General features: G+C 53.0%; 13 protein-coding genes and 1 pseudogene. 12 read left to right on the top strand and 2 right to left on the bottom strand.

Annotation, left to right across the window (positions count from 1 at the left end; translation table 11 throughout):
• Positions 1 to 61 precede the first annotated feature (61 nt).
• A complete protein-coding gene (gene rep, locus QEN32_RS22100; protein WP_001238842.1) occupies positions 62 to 2,086 on the top strand; it encodes a DNA helicase Rep in 2,025 nt (674 codons plus the stop codon).
• A 39-nt stretch (positions 2,087 to 2,125) separates the two neighbouring features.
• Here the strand turns inward: rep and gppA are convergent, their stop codons facing one another.
• Both gppA and rhlB read right to left on the bottom strand, forming a co-directional pair.
• Positions 2,126 to 3,607, bottom strand: a complete 1,482-nt coding sequence (gene gppA / locus QEN32_RS22095; protein WP_001089447.1) for a guanosine-5'-triphosphate,3'-diphosphate diphosphatase — start codon at positions 3,605 to 3,607, stop codon at positions 2,126 to 2,128.
• Positions 3,608 to 3,725: 118 nt separating this feature from the next.
• Positions 3,726 to 4,991: an ATP-dependent RNA helicase RhlB gene (gene rhlB / locus QEN32_RS22090; protein ID WP_265322402.1), complete on the bottom strand. Its 1,266-nt coding sequence runs from the start codon at positions 4,989 to 4,991 to the stop codon at positions 3,726 to 3,728.
• Positions 4,992 to 5,134: 143 nt separating this feature from the next.
• Here rhlB and trxA point away from each other — a divergent pair, with 143 nt between their 5' ends.
• The 11 genes and pseudogenes from trxA (at position 5,135) to rffA (ending at position 15,092) form a co-directional block, all read left to right on the top strand.
• The gene (gene trxA, locus QEN32_RS22085) at positions 5,135 to 5,464 is read left to right on the top strand and encodes a thioredoxin TrxA (protein WP_001280776.1); all 330 of its coding nucleotides are present in this window, start codon (positions 5,135 to 5,137) and stop codon (positions 5,462 to 5,464) included.
• Positions 5,465 to 5,711: 247 nt separating this feature from the next.
• Entirely contained in the window at positions 5,712 to 5,795 is an 84-nt protein-coding gene (locus QEN32_RS22080; RefSeq protein ID WP_134820045.1) for a rho operon leader peptide, read from the top strand.
• Between the two features lie 87 nt (positions 5,796 to 5,882).
• A complete protein-coding gene (rho, locus tag QEN32_RS22075) occupies positions 5,883 to 7,142 on the top strand; it encodes a transcription termination factor Rho (protein ID WP_001054532.1) in 1,260 nt (419 codons plus the stop codon).
• A gap of 229 nt (positions 7,143 to 7,371) precedes the next feature.
• Positions 7,372 to 8,475, top strand: coding sequence for a UDP-N-acetylglucosamine--undecaprenyl-phosphate N-acetylglucosaminephosphotransferase (gene wecA / locus QEN32_RS22070; RefSeq protein WP_000771937.1), 1,104 nt, complete (start codon positions 7,372 to 7,374; stop codon positions 8,473 to 8,475).
• Between the two features lie 11 nt (positions 8,476 to 8,486).
• The gene (gene wzzE / locus QEN32_RS22065) at positions 8,487 to 9,533 is read left to right on the top strand and encodes an ECA polysaccharide chain length modulation protein (protein WP_000193413.1); all 1,047 of its coding nucleotides are present in this window, start codon (positions 8,487 to 8,489) and stop codon (positions 9,531 to 9,533) included.
• A gap of 55 nt (positions 9,534 to 9,588) precedes the next feature.
• Positions 9,589 to 10,719 (top strand): UDP-N-acetylglucosamine 2-epimerase (non-hydrolyzing), encoded by a 1,131-nt coding sequence (gene wecB / locus QEN32_RS22060; RefSeq protein ID WP_000866685.1) that lies wholly within the window; start codon positions 9,589 to 9,591, stop codon positions 10,717 to 10,719.
• A complete protein-coding gene (gene wecC / locus QEN32_RS22055) occupies positions 10,716 to 11,978 on the top strand; it encodes a UDP-N-acetyl-D-mannosamine dehydrogenase (protein WP_023137856.1) in 1,263 nt (420 codons plus the stop codon). The genes wecB and wecC overlap by 4 nt, the downstream gene beginning before the upstream one ends.
• The gene (gene rffG, locus QEN32_RS22050) at positions 11,978 to 13,045 is read left to right on the top strand and encodes a dTDP-glucose 4,6-dehydratase (RefSeq protein ID WP_000822154.1); all 1,068 of its coding nucleotides are present in this window, start codon (positions 11,978 to 11,980) and stop codon (positions 13,043 to 13,045) included. Before wecC ends, rffG begins: the two co-directional genes overlap by 1 nt.
• 98 nt (positions 13,046 to 13,143) lie before the next feature.
• Positions 13,144 to 13,302 (top strand): annotated as a pseudogene (locus QEN32_RS22045) (glucose-1-phosphate thymidylyltransferase); the annotation flags it as partial.
• The gene (gene rffC / locus QEN32_RS22040) at positions 13,280 to 13,957 is read left to right on the top strand and encodes a dTDP-4-amino-4,6-dideoxy-D-galactose acyltransferase (RefSeq protein ID WP_001145156.1); all 678 of its coding nucleotides are present in this window, start codon (positions 13,280 to 13,282) and stop codon (positions 13,955 to 13,957) included. The pseudogene QEN32_RS22045 and the gene rffC, both read left to right, overlap by 23 nt.
• A gap of 4 nt (positions 13,958 to 13,961) precedes the next feature.
• A complete protein-coding gene (rffA, locus tag QEN32_RS22035; RefSeq protein ID WP_265322401.1) occupies positions 13,962 to 15,092 on the top strand; it encodes a dTDP-4-amino-4,6-dideoxygalactose transaminase in 1,131 nt (376 codons plus the stop codon).

Below are 15,092 nucleotides of genomic sequence, written 5' to 3'. Positions count from 1 at the left end.
TTCTCTGGGCCTCGCTTTCTGCTACAATCCCTCCCCCGTTCGAAGATTGAGCACTATTCCCATGCGTTTAAATCCCGGCCAACAACACGCTGTCGAATTCGTCACCGGACCCTGCCTGGTGCTGGCAGGAGCGGGTTCTGGTAAAACTCGCGTAATTACCAATAAAATCGCCCACCTGATCCGCGGATGCGGCTATCAGGCCCGGCATATTGCGGCGGTGACGTTTACCAACAAGGCAGCGCGTGAGATGAAAGAACGCGTCGGGCAGACGCTCGGCCGTAAGGAAGCGCGCGGTTTGATGATCTCCACCTTTCATACGCTAGGGCTGGATATTATTAAGCGCGAGTACGCTGCGCTGGGGATGAAATCGAACTTTTCATTGTTTGACGATACCGACCAGGTCGCCTTGCTCAAAGAGCTGACCGAAGGCCTGATCGAAGACGACAAGGTTCTGTTGCAACAGCTGATCTCCACGATCTCCAACTGGAAAAACGATCTCAAAACGCCTGCACAGGCAGCGGCGGGGGCGAAAGGTGAACGCGATCGTATTTTTGCCCACTGCTACGGGCTTTACGACGCCCATATGAAGGCATGTAACGTTCTCGATTTTGATGATTTGATTTTGCTGCCGACGCTGCTGCTGCAACGCAATGACGAGGTGCGCGAGCGCTGGCAGAATAAAATTCGTTATCTGTTGGTGGATGAATATCAGGATACTAACACCAGCCAGTATGAGTTGGTTAAGCTGCTGGTCGGGCAACGCGCGCGCTTTACGGTCGTAGGCGATGACGATCAGTCTATCTACTCCTGGCGCGGGGCGCGTCCGCAAAACCTGGTGTTACTGAGCCAGGACTTTCCGGCGCTGCAGGTGATTAAGCTGGAGCAAAACTATCGTTCTTCGGGCCGCATCCTGAAAGCGGCGAATATTCTCATCGCCAACAATCCGCACGTCTTTGAAAAGCGCCTCTTTTCCGAACTCGGTTACGGCGCAGAACTCAAAGTGTTAAGCGCAAACAATGAAGAGCATGAAGCTGAGCGCGTTACCGGCGAACTGATTGCCCATCACTTTGTGAACAAGACCCAGTACAAGGATTACGCCATTCTGTATCGCGGGAATCATCAGTCGCGGGTATTTGAAAAATTCCTCATGCAGAACCGCATTCCGTACAAAATTTCCGGCGGCACCTCATTCTTCTCCCGTCCGGAGATTAAAGACCTGCTGGCCTACCTGCGGGTGTTGACCAACCCGGATGATGACAGCGCTTTCCTGCGCATCGTGAATACGCCAAAACGCGAAATCGGTCCGGCCACGCTGCAAAAGCTGGGTGAATGGGCAATGACGCGTAATAAGAGCCTGTTTACCGCCAGCTTTGATATGGGACTTAGCCAAAAGCTGACCGGACGTGGTTACGATTCATTGACGCGTTTTACCCACTGGCTGGGGGAAATCCAGCGTCTGGCCGAACGCGAGCCTGTCGCCGCCGTGCGCGATCTCATCCACGGTATTGACTATGAATCCTGGTTGTACGAAACCTCGCCGAGCCCCAAAGCGGCGGAAATGCGTATGAAAAACGTTAACCAGCTCTTTAGCTGGATGACCGAGATGCTGGAAGGCAACGAACTCGATGAGCCGATGACGCTGACCCAGGTGGTTACACGCTTTACGCTGCGCGATATGATGGAGCGCGGCGAGAGCGAAGAAGAGCTGGATCAGGTACAGTTGATGACGCTTCATGCGTCGAAAGGACTGGAATTCCCGTATGTCTATATGGTGGGAATGGAAGAAGGATTTTTGCCGCATCAAAGCAGCATTGACGAAGATAATATTGAGGAAGAGCGTCGGCTGGCCTATGTCGGGATCACTCGCGCGCAGAAAGAGCTCACCTTTACATTATGTAAAGAGCGCCGTCAGTATGGGGAACTGGTGCGCCCGGAACCCAGCCGCTTCCTGTTAGAACTGCCGCAGGATGATTTAATCTGGGAGCAGGAGCGCAAAGTGGTAAGCGCTGAGGAGCGAATGCAAAAAGGGCAAAGTCACCTGGCTAATCTGAAAGCCATGATGGCGGCAAAGCGAGCGAAATCGTAGGCCGGATAAGCGAAGCGTCATCCGGCAATCAGACTACAGTTAGCGAACGTCCAGCGGCCAGTGTACATAGCTTTGCCACTGGCTTTCCTGATCAATCAACTCTTTACCCAGCGGGTGATGTGCCAGCCAGTCGCCAGGCAAGGTTAACGTCAGATTTTCATTTAGCGCCTGTAGCGTAATTTCTGGTACCAGATCGTCACGACGGCGACCGGCAAAGAGAATCGCCAGTCGCAGCAAACGGCATAGCTGTTCCGCAACACGGGGCGGTACCGCGTTTTGCTGATGAAGCGAAGAGAGATCGACCGGATTGGTCTGATTCAGTAAGAGGGTAGCGAGCAACTTTTTCTGCGCGGGCGTATAGCCAGGCAGATCCAAATGGCGTACTAAATAGGCGGCATGATAGGGCGCCTGTTTAAAATCAACGCTCAGACCAATCTCATGCAATTGGCAAGCGCTCAGCAACAGTTCACGACTGATAGGCTCAATATGCCAGGCATTTTCTACCTGTTTGAGGAAGTTATCTGCCAGCTTCGCCACGCGATTCGCCTGATCGGTATCGACGATAAACCGACGCTGAATGTTCCGCAGCGTGCGGCTGCGGATATCCTGATCTACCGCCAGATGCAACATCCCATACACCAGCCCTTCGCGTAACGCGCCGCCTGCCAGCGTCATGCTCTGGATGTTCAGCTCGGTAAATATCGCGATCAGAATAGCCAGCCCGCTTGGGAAAACCAGCGCGCGTTCCAGCGTCAGGCCTTCGATTTCCAGCTCTTCCAGACGCCCGCACTGTATCGCGCGTTGTTTTAGCTGCTGCAGTTTGGCGAGCGTAATGCGCTCGTCCATCCCCTGCGCCATCATGATTTCCTGCAATGCCTGTACGGTGCCGGAGGCACCCACGCAGACCTTCCAGCCATGAAAACGCAGTTCATCGGCGACCGGACGCAGTACATCGCGCGCGGCTTTCTCCGCATCATCAAAGTTTTCTTGCGCCAGATTACGATCGCTAAAATAGCGTTCAAGCCACGTTACGCAGCCCATCGACAGGCTAAACAGCGACGTGGTTTGCGCGCCAGTGCCGGTAACCAGTTCAGTGCTGGCGCCGCCGATATCCACCACCAGTCGCTGATCTGCGCCGCCGGTGGTATGAGCGACCCCCTGATAAATTAGCCGCGCCTCTTCTTCGCCGCTGATAACCTGCACCGGACAACCAAGGATAGTCTGCGCTTTCGCGATAAATTCACCTGCATTGACGGCGAGACGCAATGTTGCGGTGGCAACCACGCGGATTTGTGGCTGCGGGATATCCTGCAAACGTTCAGCAAACAGACGCAGGCATTGCCAGCCGCGTTCCATCGCTTCGGCTGAAAGGTGGTTGTCGTTGTTCAGACCCGCGGCCAGACGCACCTTGCGTTTTATTCGGGTCAGCGTCTGGATGCTTCCCGCCGCCTCGCGCACGACCAGCATATGAAAACTATTGGAACCGAGATCAATGGCGGCATACAACGAGGTGGAATTCATACACTTCATCCTTCAACCTGTATCCATGTTGGCTGCGTACTCTTCCTAAGCTCATCGGGATTTGTTTTCTTGCCGCCTTGATACAGGCTAAATGATTTTGTGTATGGCATAACTTTTCTTAACCTGAACGACGACGATTACGCGGAGCGCCAGCGCGGCGCGGACCATTGCCAGGACGCGAACGCGTCAGGCGCAACGGCTTGGGCAGATCGTTCATGAGCGCTTCCGGATTGTATTTGCTGACCGGAATCGAGTGGCCGATATAGCTCTCAATAGCGGGCAGATTCAGCGCATACTCTTCGCAAGCCAGGCTGATGGAATGTCCGCTGGCGCCAGCGCGACCGGTACGACCGATACGGTGAACATAGTCTTCACAATCGTCTGGCAGATCGTAGTTAAAGACGTGCGTTACGGCGGGGATATGCAACCCGCGCGCCGCGACATCGGTCGCCACAAGAATATCCAGATCGCCGCGGGTGAACTCATCCAGAATCCGCAGGCGCTTTTTCTGCGCGACATCGCCGGTCAGCAGACCAACACGATGGCCATCTGCCGCCAGATGTCCCCAGATATCTTCGCAACGATGCTTGGTGTTGGCGAAAATAATGGCGCGATCCGGCCACTCTTCTTCGATCAGCGTTTGCAGTAAACGCATTTTCTCTTCATTAGAGGGGTAGAAAAGCTCTTCTTTAATGCGGTGGCCGGTCTTTTGCTCCGGTTCCACTTCAACATATTCGGCGTTGTTCATCTGTTCAAACGCCAGCTCGCGAACCCGATAAGACAGGGTGGCGGAGAACAACATGTTCAGACGCTGCGCAGCCGGCGGCATACGACGGAACAGCCAGCGGATATCTTTAATAAAGCCCAAATCGTACATGCGATCGGCTTCATCAAGTACGACGACCTGAATGGCGCCGAGGTTAATGTGGTTTTGTTTGGCGTAGTCGATCAGTCGGCCCGTCGTACCAATAAGAATATCAACGCCGCTTTCCAGCACTTTAAGCTGCTTGTCGTAACCATCGCCGCCGTAAGCCAGGCCTAATTTTAAGCCTGTCGCTTGCGACAACGGCTCCGCGTCTGCGTGAATTTGTACGGCTAATTCACGCGTCGGCGCCATGATCAGCGCGCGCGGCTGGTTCACCTTGCGATCGTCGATCGCGGGATGAGAAAGTAAATAATGAAACGTTGACGTCAGAAACGCCATCGTTTTCCCGGTACCGGTTTGCGCCTGCCCTGCAACGTCACGACCCGCCAGCGTTAGCGGAAGGGCCAGTGCCTGAATGGGCGTACAATTATAAAACCCTTTTTTTTCAAGGGCTTCAACCACCTGTGGGTGCAGGGCGAAGTCGGAAAACTTCTGTTCTGTTAAATGTGTTTTGCTCATAGTGTGGTAGAATATCAGCTTACTATTGCTTTACGAAAGCGTATCCGGTGAAATAAAGTCAACCTTTGTTGGCGAAGTTAACATCAGCACCTCGTTGGTTAATGCTACACCAACACGCCAGGCTTATTCCTGTGGAGTTATATATGAGCGATAAAATTATTCACCTGACTGACGACAGTTTTGACACGGATGTACTCAAAGCGGACGGGGCTATCCTCGTTGATTTCTGGGCAGAGTGGTGCGGGCCGTGTAAAATGATCGCTCCGATTCTGGATGAAATCGCTGACGAATATCAGGGCAAATTGACCGTTGCCAAACTGAACATTGACCAGAACCCTGGTACTGCGCCTAAATATGGCATCCGCGGTATTCCGACTCTGCTGCTGTTTAAAAACGGCGAAGTGGCGGCAACCAAAGTAGGCGCACTGTCTAAAGGTCAGTTGAAAGAGTTTCTCGACGCCAATCTGGCGTAATACCTTTTATACGTCGAATGACAAAGGCGCTGTATGGTCAGGCGTCTGTCATTCGACGAATGATTAAGGTATCAGGCAGTTTCGTGGCGTCTGTTGTCCTTACGTTATTCTTAAATTGTCAGGATCTCTGGACGCCCGGTCTGAGTCGTGCTAAGTTAGTATTGACTTCGAATTAAACATACCTTATTAAGTTTGAATCTGGTTTTATCCGTCACTTCCCGTTTTTTCTCGCACGAGAAGTGGAAAGATTCCTGGCTCTTCGCTCATTCCGTCTTGTCGTTTCAGTTCTGCGTACTTTCCTGTGACCAGACAGCGAACAGACATGAGTTGATAGCCGTAAACAGGCATGGATGACCCTGCCATACCATTCACAACATTAAGTTCGAGATTTACCCCAAGTTTAAGAACTCACACCATTATGAATCTTACCGAATTAAAGAATACGCCGGTTTCTGAGCTGATCACTCTCGGCGAAAGTATGGGGCTGGAAAACCTGGCCCGTATGCGCAAGCAGGACATTATTTTTGCCATCCTGAAGCAGCACGCAAAGAGTGGCGAAGATATCTTTGGCGACGGTGTGCTGGAGATATTGCAGGATGGATTTGGTTTCCTCCGTTCTGCAGACAGCTCCTACCTCGCCGGTCCTGATGATATCTACGTTTCCCCCAGCCAAATCCGCCGTTTCAACCTCCGCACTGGTGATACCATTTCTGGTAAGATTCGCCCGCCGAAAGAAGGTGAACGCTATTTTGCGCTGTTGAAAGTTAACGAAGTTAACTACGACAAACCGGAAAACGCCCGTAACAAAATCCTCTTTGAGAACTTAACCCCGCTGCACGCAAACTCTCGTCTGCGTATGGAGCGTGGTAACGGTTCTACCGAAGACTTAACGGCGCGCGTTCTGGATCTGGCTTCGCCGATCGGTCGCGGCCAGCGCGGTCTGATTGTCGCGCCGCCGAAGGCGGGTAAAACCATGCTGCTGCAGAACATCGCGCAGAGCATCGCGTATAACCACCCAGACTGCGTGCTGATGGTGCTGCTGATTGACGAACGTCCGGAAGAAGTAACCGAGATGCAGCGTCTGGTGAAAGGCGAAGTGGTTGCCTCTACCTTTGACGAACCGGCATCCCGCCACGTTCAGGTTGCCGAAATGGTTATCGAGAAGGCGAAACGTCTGGTTGAACACAAGAAAGACGTCATCATCCTGCTCGACTCCATCACCCGTCTGGCGCGTGCCTACAACACCGTGGTGCCGGCTTCCGGTAAAGTACTGACCGGTGGTGTGGATGCTAACGCCCTGCATCGTCCGAAGCGTTTCTTCGGCGCGGCGCGTAACGTGGAAGAGGGCGGTAGCCTGACTATCATCGCGACGGCGCTAATCGATACCGGTTCCAAGATGGACGAAGTTATCTACGAAGAGTTTAAAGGCACCGGTAACATGGAGCTGCATCTCTCGCGTAAGATCGCTGAAAAACGTGTCTTCCCGGCTATCGACTACAACCGTTCCGGTACCCGTAAAGAAGAGCTGCTCACCACTCAGGAAGAGCTGCAGAAAATGTGGATCCTGCGTAAAATCATCCATCCGATGGGTGAAATTGACGCGATGGAATTCCTCATTAACAAACTGGCGATGACCAAAACTAATGACGACTTTTTCGAGATGATGAAGCGCTCATAACCTGGTCTTTACCTGAAAACGCCACGTTTTTACGTGGCGTTTTTGTTTTGCGATTCATCTTAGCGTCATGTCATATAAACTGGTCATCGGGATATGCGCTACAGAGTAACACCATGCACAATACACATTGTTTGCGGTAAAAAGTGTAATGTTCTAACAGGTCTCTTCTAGGAGCTGGCGTAACGCATTATACTTTAAGGAAATGATATATGCTGAGAGCACATACACTGTGAAGTTACTCACCGCTTTATCTGAGCTAATCAGTATTTTTTTATTCACGACCATTTTTATTTTTCTTGCGCGAAAAGTAGCCATAAAAATTGGTTTAGTGGATAAACCAAACTTTCGTAAACGACATCAGGGTGTTATCCCATTAGTCGGCGGGATTTCTGTGTTTGCAGGAATCTGCTTTATGTTTGGCCTCTCGGATTACTACATACCGCACTTATCGCTATATCTTATTTGCGCTGGTGTATTGGTTTTTGTTGGTGCGATGGATGACCGTTTTGATATCAGTGTAAAAATCCGTGCTGTGGTTCAGGCTGTTATTGCGGTTGTAATGATGGTTATCGCAAAACTTCACTTAGGTAGCCTTGGTTACATCTTTGGGCCTTGGGAGTTAGTGCTTGGCCCCTTTGGCTATTTCCTTACGCTGTTTGCGGTATGGGCGGCGATCAACGCTTTCAATATGGTTGACGGTATTGACGGCCTGCTAGGTGGGTTATCCAGCGTCTCATTTGCGGCGATGGGGCTGATTTTATGGTTTGATGGTCAGACTAGTCTGGCAATGTGGTGCTTTGCCATGATCGCCGCGATTCTGCCTTACATTATGCTTAATCTCGGTATTTTGGGGCGGCGTTATAAAGTCTTTATGGGCGATGCCGGTAGTACACTGATTGGCTTTACCGTCATCTGGCTCTTACTGGAAACGACGCAGGGGAAAACTCACTCTATCAGCCCGGTTACCGCGCTATGGATTATCGCTATTCCATTGATGGATATGGTGGCGATTATGTATCGCCGTCTGCGTAAAGGGATGAGCCCCTTTTCCCCTGATCGCCAACATATTCATCATTTGGTTATGCGAGCAGGGTTTACTTCCCGCCAGGCATTTGTTCTTATTACGCTCGCAGCGGCGATTCTGGCGGGAGTAGGCGTAACGGCAGAATACTCTCATTTTGTTCCTGAATGGGTTATGTTGGTGCTCTTTTTGCTAGCATTCTTCCTCTATGGCTACTGCATTAAGCGGGCCTGGAAGGTGGCGAGATTTATTAAGCGTGTGAAGCGTCGCCTGCGCAGGCAACGTGAGAACCGGCCAAACTTAACCAAGTAAATGAGGATACGATGACACAACCATTACCGGGGGCACGCGCGGTGAGCGCTGAAAATGAACTGGATATTCGCGGGTTGTTTCGTACTTTATGGGCTGGCAAATTCTGGATTATCGGCATTGGCCTGCTATTTGCCCTTATCGCGTTAGCCTATACCTTTTTTGCTCGTCAGGAGTGGAGTGCGACGGCGATCACCGATCGCCCAACCGTAAATATGTTGGGCGGTTATTACTCCCAGCAGCAGTTTCTGCGCAACCTGGATATTAAGACCGATCCTGCTTCTTCTGATAAGCCCTCGGTGATGGATGAAGCGTATAAAGAGTTCATCATGCAACTTGCCTCCTGGGATACGCGTCGCGATTTCTGGTTACAGACGGACTATTACAAGCAGCGAATGGTCGGGAATAGCAAAGCTGATGCGGCGATGCTTGATGAACTGATCAATAACATACAGTTTACGCCCGGCGATTTTACACGCGCCATCAACGACAATGTGAAGCTGATTGCTGAAACTGCGCCGGACGCCAATAATCTGCTGCGTCAGTATGTCGCATTTGCCAGCCAGCGGGCGGCGAGCCATCTGAATGATGAATTAAAAGGTGCCTGGGCTGCGCGTACCGTGCAGATGAAAGCCCAGGTCAAACGGCAGGAAGAGGTTGCGAAAGCGATCTATTCGCGTCGTGTAAACAGTATTGAGCAGGCGCTCAAAATTGCGGAACAACATAATATTTCTCGTAGCGCGACGGATGTCCCGGCAGATGAATTACCGGACTCAGAGCTTTTTTTACTCGGTCGCCCTATGTTGCAGGCGCGTCTTGAAAATCTGCAAGCGGTTGGCCCTGCGTTCGATTTGGACTACTTTCAAAATCGGGCAATGTTGAATACGCTTAATGTGGGGCCGACCCTGGACCCTCGTTTTCAGACCTATCGTTATTTGCGTACGCCGGAAGAACCGGTAAAACGTGATAGCCCACGCCGAGCCTTCCTGATGATCATGTGGGGTATCGTTGGGGCGCTAATCGGTGCGGGCGTTGCCTTAACCCGTCGCCGCACGATTTAGCAACACCTCTGCAGTAGGGGGCTGGGCCCCTACTGTCTATTCGAAGAGAATCGATGTGAAAGTACTGACTGTATTTGGTACACGACCGGAGGCCATTAAGATGGCGCCTCTGGTCCATGCGCTGGAAAAAGATCCTCATTTCGAGGCCAAAGTATGCGTTACTGCGCAGCATCGGGAGATGCTTGATCAGGTATTAACTCTTTTTTCTATTGTGCCTGATTACGATCTCAACATTATGCAGCCGGGACAGGGGTTGACGGAAATTACCTGCCGAATTCTGGAGGGATTAAAGCCGATCCTGGCAGATTTTAAACCTGATGTGGTGCTGGTTCATGGCGATACCACCACTACGATTGCTACCAGCCTGGCGGCTTTCTATCAACGAATTCCGGTAGGGCACGTAGAAGCCGGGTTGCGAACCGGCGATCTCTATTCCCCCTGGCCGGAAGAGGCAAACCGCACGCTGACCGGACATCTGGCGATGTACCACTTTGCGCCGACGGAAAACTCGCGGCAGAATCTGTTGCGGGAGAACATTCCGGATGAGCGCATTTTTGTCACTGGCAATACCGTTATCGACGCGCTGATCTGGGTACGCGATCGCGTTCTGACGAGCGATACATTACAGGCTGAACTGGCCGAGCAGTATCCTTTCCTCAACGCGAATAAGAAGATGATTTTGGTGACCGGTCATCGGCGTGAAAGCTTTGGTCAGGGCTTTGAGCATATCTGCCAGGCGCTGGCGGAAATCGCCGCCGCGAACCAGAATGTGCAAATTGTCTATCCGGTGCATCTCAATCCCAACGTCAGCGAACCTGTCAACCGTATCCTCGGCCATGTTGAAAACGTGGTACTGATTGAGCCGCAGGACTACTTACCTTTTGTCTGGCTGATGAATCACGCCTGGCTCATTCTGACCGATTCCGGCGGTATTCAGGAAGAAGCGCCGTCATTAGGTAAGCCGGTATTGGTCATGCGTGAAACCACAGAGCGTCCGGAAGCCATTACCGCTGGTACGGTAAGACTGATCGGCACGGACTCCCGGCGCATTGTGGCGGAAGTTATGCGTCTGCTGCACGACGAAAATGAATATCAAACCATGAGCCGCGCCCATAATCCTTATGGTGACGGGCAATCATGCGCGCGCATTTTACAGGCGTTAAAAAGTTATCGGGTATCGTTATGAGTTTTACGACCATTTCTGTTATTGGGCTGGGGTATATCGGATTACCGACTGCGGCCGCTTTTGCTTCCCGCCAGAAGCAGGTTATCGGCGTGGATATCAACCAACATGCGGTAGACACCATAAATCGCGGTGAAATTCACATCGTGGAGCCGGCGTTGGGCAATGTGGTGAAGATGGCGGTGGAAGGCGGCTTTCTGCGTGCGACGACGACACCTGTCGAGGCCGATGCGTACCTGATTGCCGTGCCGACGCCATTCAAAGGCGAGCACGACCCTGACATGGCCTATGTGGAAGCCGCGGCAAAATCCATTGCGCCGGTATTAAAAAAAGGGGCACTGGTGATTCTGGAATCAACATCGCCGGTCGGCGCAACGGAGCAAATGGCTGGCTGGCTGGCCGGGATGCGCCCGGATCTGACCTTTCCCCAGCAGGCGGGCGAGCAGGCCGACGTGAATATTGCCTATTGTCCGGAGCGTGTGCTGCCGGGTCAGGTGATGGTGGAACTCATTAAAAATGACCGCGTGATTGGCGGTATGACGCCAGTATGTTCGGCTCGCGCCAGCGCGCTGTACAAAATTTTCCTTGAGGGCGAATGCGTTGTCACCAACTCGCGCACCGCAGAGATGTGCAAGCTGACGGAAAATAGCTTCCGTGATGTGAATATCGCCTTTGCGAATGAATTGTCGCTGATTTGCGCCGAACAGGGGATTAACGTCTGGGAATTGATCCGTCTGGCGAACCGCCATCCGCGCGTCAATATTTTGCAGCCGGGCCCAGGCGTTGGCGGGCACTGCATTGCGGTCGATCCGTGGTTTATTGTGGCGCAAAATCCGCAGCAGGCGAGACTGATTCGCACCGCGCGTGAAGTGAACGACGGCAAACCGCACTGGGTAGTCGATCAGGTAAAAGCCGCGGTCGCAGATTGCCTGGCGGCCACCGATAAACGCGCCAGCGAAGTGAAAATCGCCTGTTTTGGGCTGGCCTTTAAGCCGAATATCGACGATCTGCGCGAAAGCCCGGCGATGGGGATCGCCCAAAGTATCGCCCGCTGGCACAGCGGCGAAACCCTGGTCGTCGAACCGAATATCCGTCAGTTGCCGAAAAAATTGGACGGACTTTGCACGCTGGCGAAACTGGACGCGGCGCTGACCGCCGCCGATGTGCTGGTGATGCTGGTCGATCACGACGAATTTAAAGCGATTCCCGGCGATGCGGTTCATCAACGTTATGCGGTTGATACCAAAGGAGTCTGGCGCTGATGAAACGCATTCTGGTGACCGGCGGCGCAGGCTTTATCGGATCTGCGGTGGTGCGGCATATCATCCATGAAACGGCAGACGCGGTGGTGGTGGTGGATAAACTCACCTATGCGGGCAACCTGATGTCTCTGGCATCGGTGACGCAAAGCGACCGTTTCGCCTTTGAGAAGGTGGATATCTGCGATCGGGCATCACTGGAGCGAGTCTTCCAGCAGTATCAGCCCAATAGCGTGATGCACCTGGCGGCGGAAAGCCATGTAGACCGTTCCATCGACGGCCCGGCGGCGTTTATTGAAACGAATATCGTTGGTACTTACACCTTGCTGGAAGCCGCTCGCGCTTACTGGTCCGCGCTTGACGCGGACGCTAAAGCGGCGTTCCGCTTCCACCATATCTCCACCGATGAAGTGTATGGCGATCTGCATACTGCAGACGATTTCTTCACCGAAACCACGCCATATGCGCCAAGCAGTCCTTATTCCGCCTCCAAAGCCAGCAGCGACCATCTGGTACGCGCCTGGTTACGTACCTACGGTCTGCCTACGCTTGTCACCAACTGCTCTAATAACTACGGGCCCTACCATTTCCCGGAAAAACTGATCCCACTGATGATTCTGAATGCGCTGGCGGGTAAACCATTGCCGGTCTATGGCAACGGTCAGCAAATTCGCGACTGGCTGTATGTGGAAGATCATGCCCGTGCGTTGTATCACGTGGTGACGAACGGCGCTGTGGGCGAAACGTATAATATCGGCGGTCATAACGAACGTAAAAATCTGGATGTGGTCAGGACGATCTGCGCTCTGCTGGAAGAACTGGCCCCGCAAAAACCGCAGGGTGTAGCGAATTATCACGATCTGATTACCTTCGTCGACGATCGACCCGGCCATGACTTACGTTATGCCATCGACGCGTCGAAAATCGCCCGCGAGCTGGGCTGGACGCCGCAGGAAACCTTCGAAAGTGGGATGCGAAAAACCGTTCAGTGGTATCTCGCCAATGAGGCCTGGTGGAAACCCGTGCAGGATGGCAGTTATCAGGGCGAACGCTTAGGTCTGAAACGCTAAACGGCAGGTTCTTACTCCTGGAGGAGAAACGAATGAAAGGCATCATTCTGGCGGGAGGTTCCGGTACCCGGTTGCATCCCATTACGCGCGGCGTATCAAAGCGCCAGGGCTTCAAAATTGCCTGTCTGGAGGAGATTGCCTGGCGCAACGGCTGGCTGGATGATGATGGTTTGAAACGCGCCGCCAGTCAGCTTGAAAAAACCGGCTATGGCCAATATTTACTGGAGTTGCTCCGTGCCCGTCCGCGCCAGTATTGAACCGTTACTCTGGGAAAATACGTTCTTTGGCGTGAATAGCGGCATTGTGCGTATCGATGCCTCAGCGCCCGAATTAACGCCAGAAGCGCTGCAGGCGTGGCAACGCGTGCAGGTAAAAGTGCCGGCTGAAAACATCGCCTGGCTGTCGGCGTTGCAATCGCTGGGATTCTCTTTGGTTGAAGGCGAGGTGGATTTTGCGTTGCCGGTAAAAGGGCATCGCGACCAGCATGGCGCGGAAATTGCACACCTTACGGACATTCCTGCTTTGCGTCAGTTGGCCGGAGAGGCGTTTACGCAGAGTCGTTTTCGCGCGCCGTGGTATGCGCCCGACGCCAGCGCTCGTTTTTACGCCCAGTGGATTGAGAATGCGGTACGCGGCACGTTTGATCACCAATGCCTGGTGCTTCGCACGGAAACAGGCGCTATCCGCGGTTACGTCTCGCTGCGGGAATTGAATGATACCGACGCGCGCATCGGTCTGTTGGCCGGACGCGGCGCGGGAGCGGAACTTATGCAGGCGGCGATCTGTTGGGCGCAGAGTCGCGGCAAAGCAACATTGCGGGTGGCGACCCAGTTGGGCAACACCGCCGCGCTTAAACGTTACATACAAAGCGGTGCCAACATCGAAAGCACTGCGTACTGGTTATACAGGTGACAACATGATTCCTTTTAATGCGCCGCCGGTGGTGGGAACCGAACTCGAATACATGCAGTCTGCAATGAGCAGCGGCAAACTGTGCGGCGACGGCGGCTTTACGCGTCGTTGCCAGCAGTGGCTGGAGCAACATTTCGGCAGCGAGAAGGTGTTGCTGACGCCTTCCTGTACCGCGTCGCTGGAGATGGCGGCTCTGTTGTTGGATATTCAGCCCGGCGATGAAGTGATCATGCCGAGCTTTACGTTTGTCTCCACCGCTAACGCTTTTGTCCTGCGCGGCGCGAAAATTGTATTTGTCGATATTCGTCCGGATACGATGAGTATTGACGAAACGCTGATTGAGGCGGCGATTACTGATAAAACCCGCGCTATCGTGCCGGTACACTACGCTGGCGTCGCTTGTGAAATGGACGTCATCATGGCGCTGGCGGATAAGTATAATCTGTTCGTTGTCGAGGATGCCGCCCAGGGTGTGATGTCCACGTACAAAGGGCGCGCATTAGGGACGATCGGTCACATCGGCTGTTTTAGCTTCCATGAAACCAAAAATTACACCGCTGGCGGCGAAGGCGGCGCGACGCTGATCAACGATCGTACGCTAATTGAACGCGCGGAGATCATCCGCGAAAAAGGTACCAACCGTAGCCAGTTCTTCCGTGGTCAGGTGGACAAATACACCTGGCGGGATATCGGCTCCAGTTATTTGATGTCCGATCTGCAGGCTGCCTATCTGTGGGCGCAACTGGAGGCCGCCGATCGTATCAATCAACAGCGTCTGTCGCTGTGGCAGACTTACTACGATGCGTTAACGCCGCTGGCGCGCGCCGGGCGTATCGAGCTGCCTTCTATTCCGGAAAACTGCGGGCATAATGCCCACATGTTTTACATCAAACTGCGGGATATCGCCGATCGCAGCGCGCTGATTAATTTCCTTAAAGAGGCGGAAATCATGGCGGTATTCCATTACATTCCGCTGCATGATTGTCCGGCGGGCGATAAATTCGGCGAGTTTATCGGGGACGATGTCTACACCACAAAAGAGAGCGAACGTTTGCTGCGTCTGCCGCTGTTTTATAACCTTGCGCCCGTCGATCAACGAACGGTGATTACTACCTTGCTAAATTATTTCTCCTGA

The sequence above is a fragment of the Salmonella sp. SA14318 genome (assembly GCF_029866905.1).
Classification (GTDB): domain Bacteria; phylum Pseudomonadota; class Gammaproteobacteria; order Enterobacterales; family Enterobacteriaceae; genus Salmonella; species Salmonella enterica.
This window is presented reverse-complemented; position numbering and strand designations above follow the sequence as displayed.

Bases quoted from the DNA above. Each gene is read 5' to 3' on its own strand.
- gppA (WP_001089447.1), bottom strand. From the start codon at position 3,607: ATGAATTCCACCTCGTTGTATGCCGCCATTGATCTCGGTTCCAATAGT.
- rho (WP_001054532.1), top strand. From the start codon at position 5,883: ATGAATCTTACCGAATTAAAGAATACGCCGGTTTCTGAGCTGATCACT.
- rffG (WP_000822154.1), top strand. From the start codon at position 11,978: ATGAAACGCATTCTGGTGACCGGCGGCGCAGGCTTTATCGGATCTGCG.
- wzzE (WP_000193413.1), top strand. From the start codon at position 8,487: ATGACACAACCATTACCGGGGGCACGCGCGGTGAGCGCTGAAAATGAA.
- rep (WP_001238842.1), top strand. From the start codon at position 62: ATGCGTTTAAATCCCGGCCAACAACACGCTGTCGAATTCGTCACCGGA.
- wecC (WP_023137856.1), top strand. From the start codon at position 10,716: ATGAGTTTTACGACCATTTCTGTTATTGGGCTGGGGTATATCGGATTA.
- rffA (WP_265322401.1), top strand. From the start codon at position 13,962: ATGATTCCTTTTAATGCGCCGCCGGTGGTGGGAACCGAACTCGAATAC.
- rhlB (WP_265322402.1), bottom strand. From the start codon at position 4,991: ATGAGCAAAACACATTTAACAGAACAGAAGTTTTCCGACTTCGCCCTG.
- trxA (WP_001280776.1), top strand. From the start codon at position 5,135: ATGAGCGATAAAATTATTCACCTGACTGACGACAGTTTTGACACGGAT.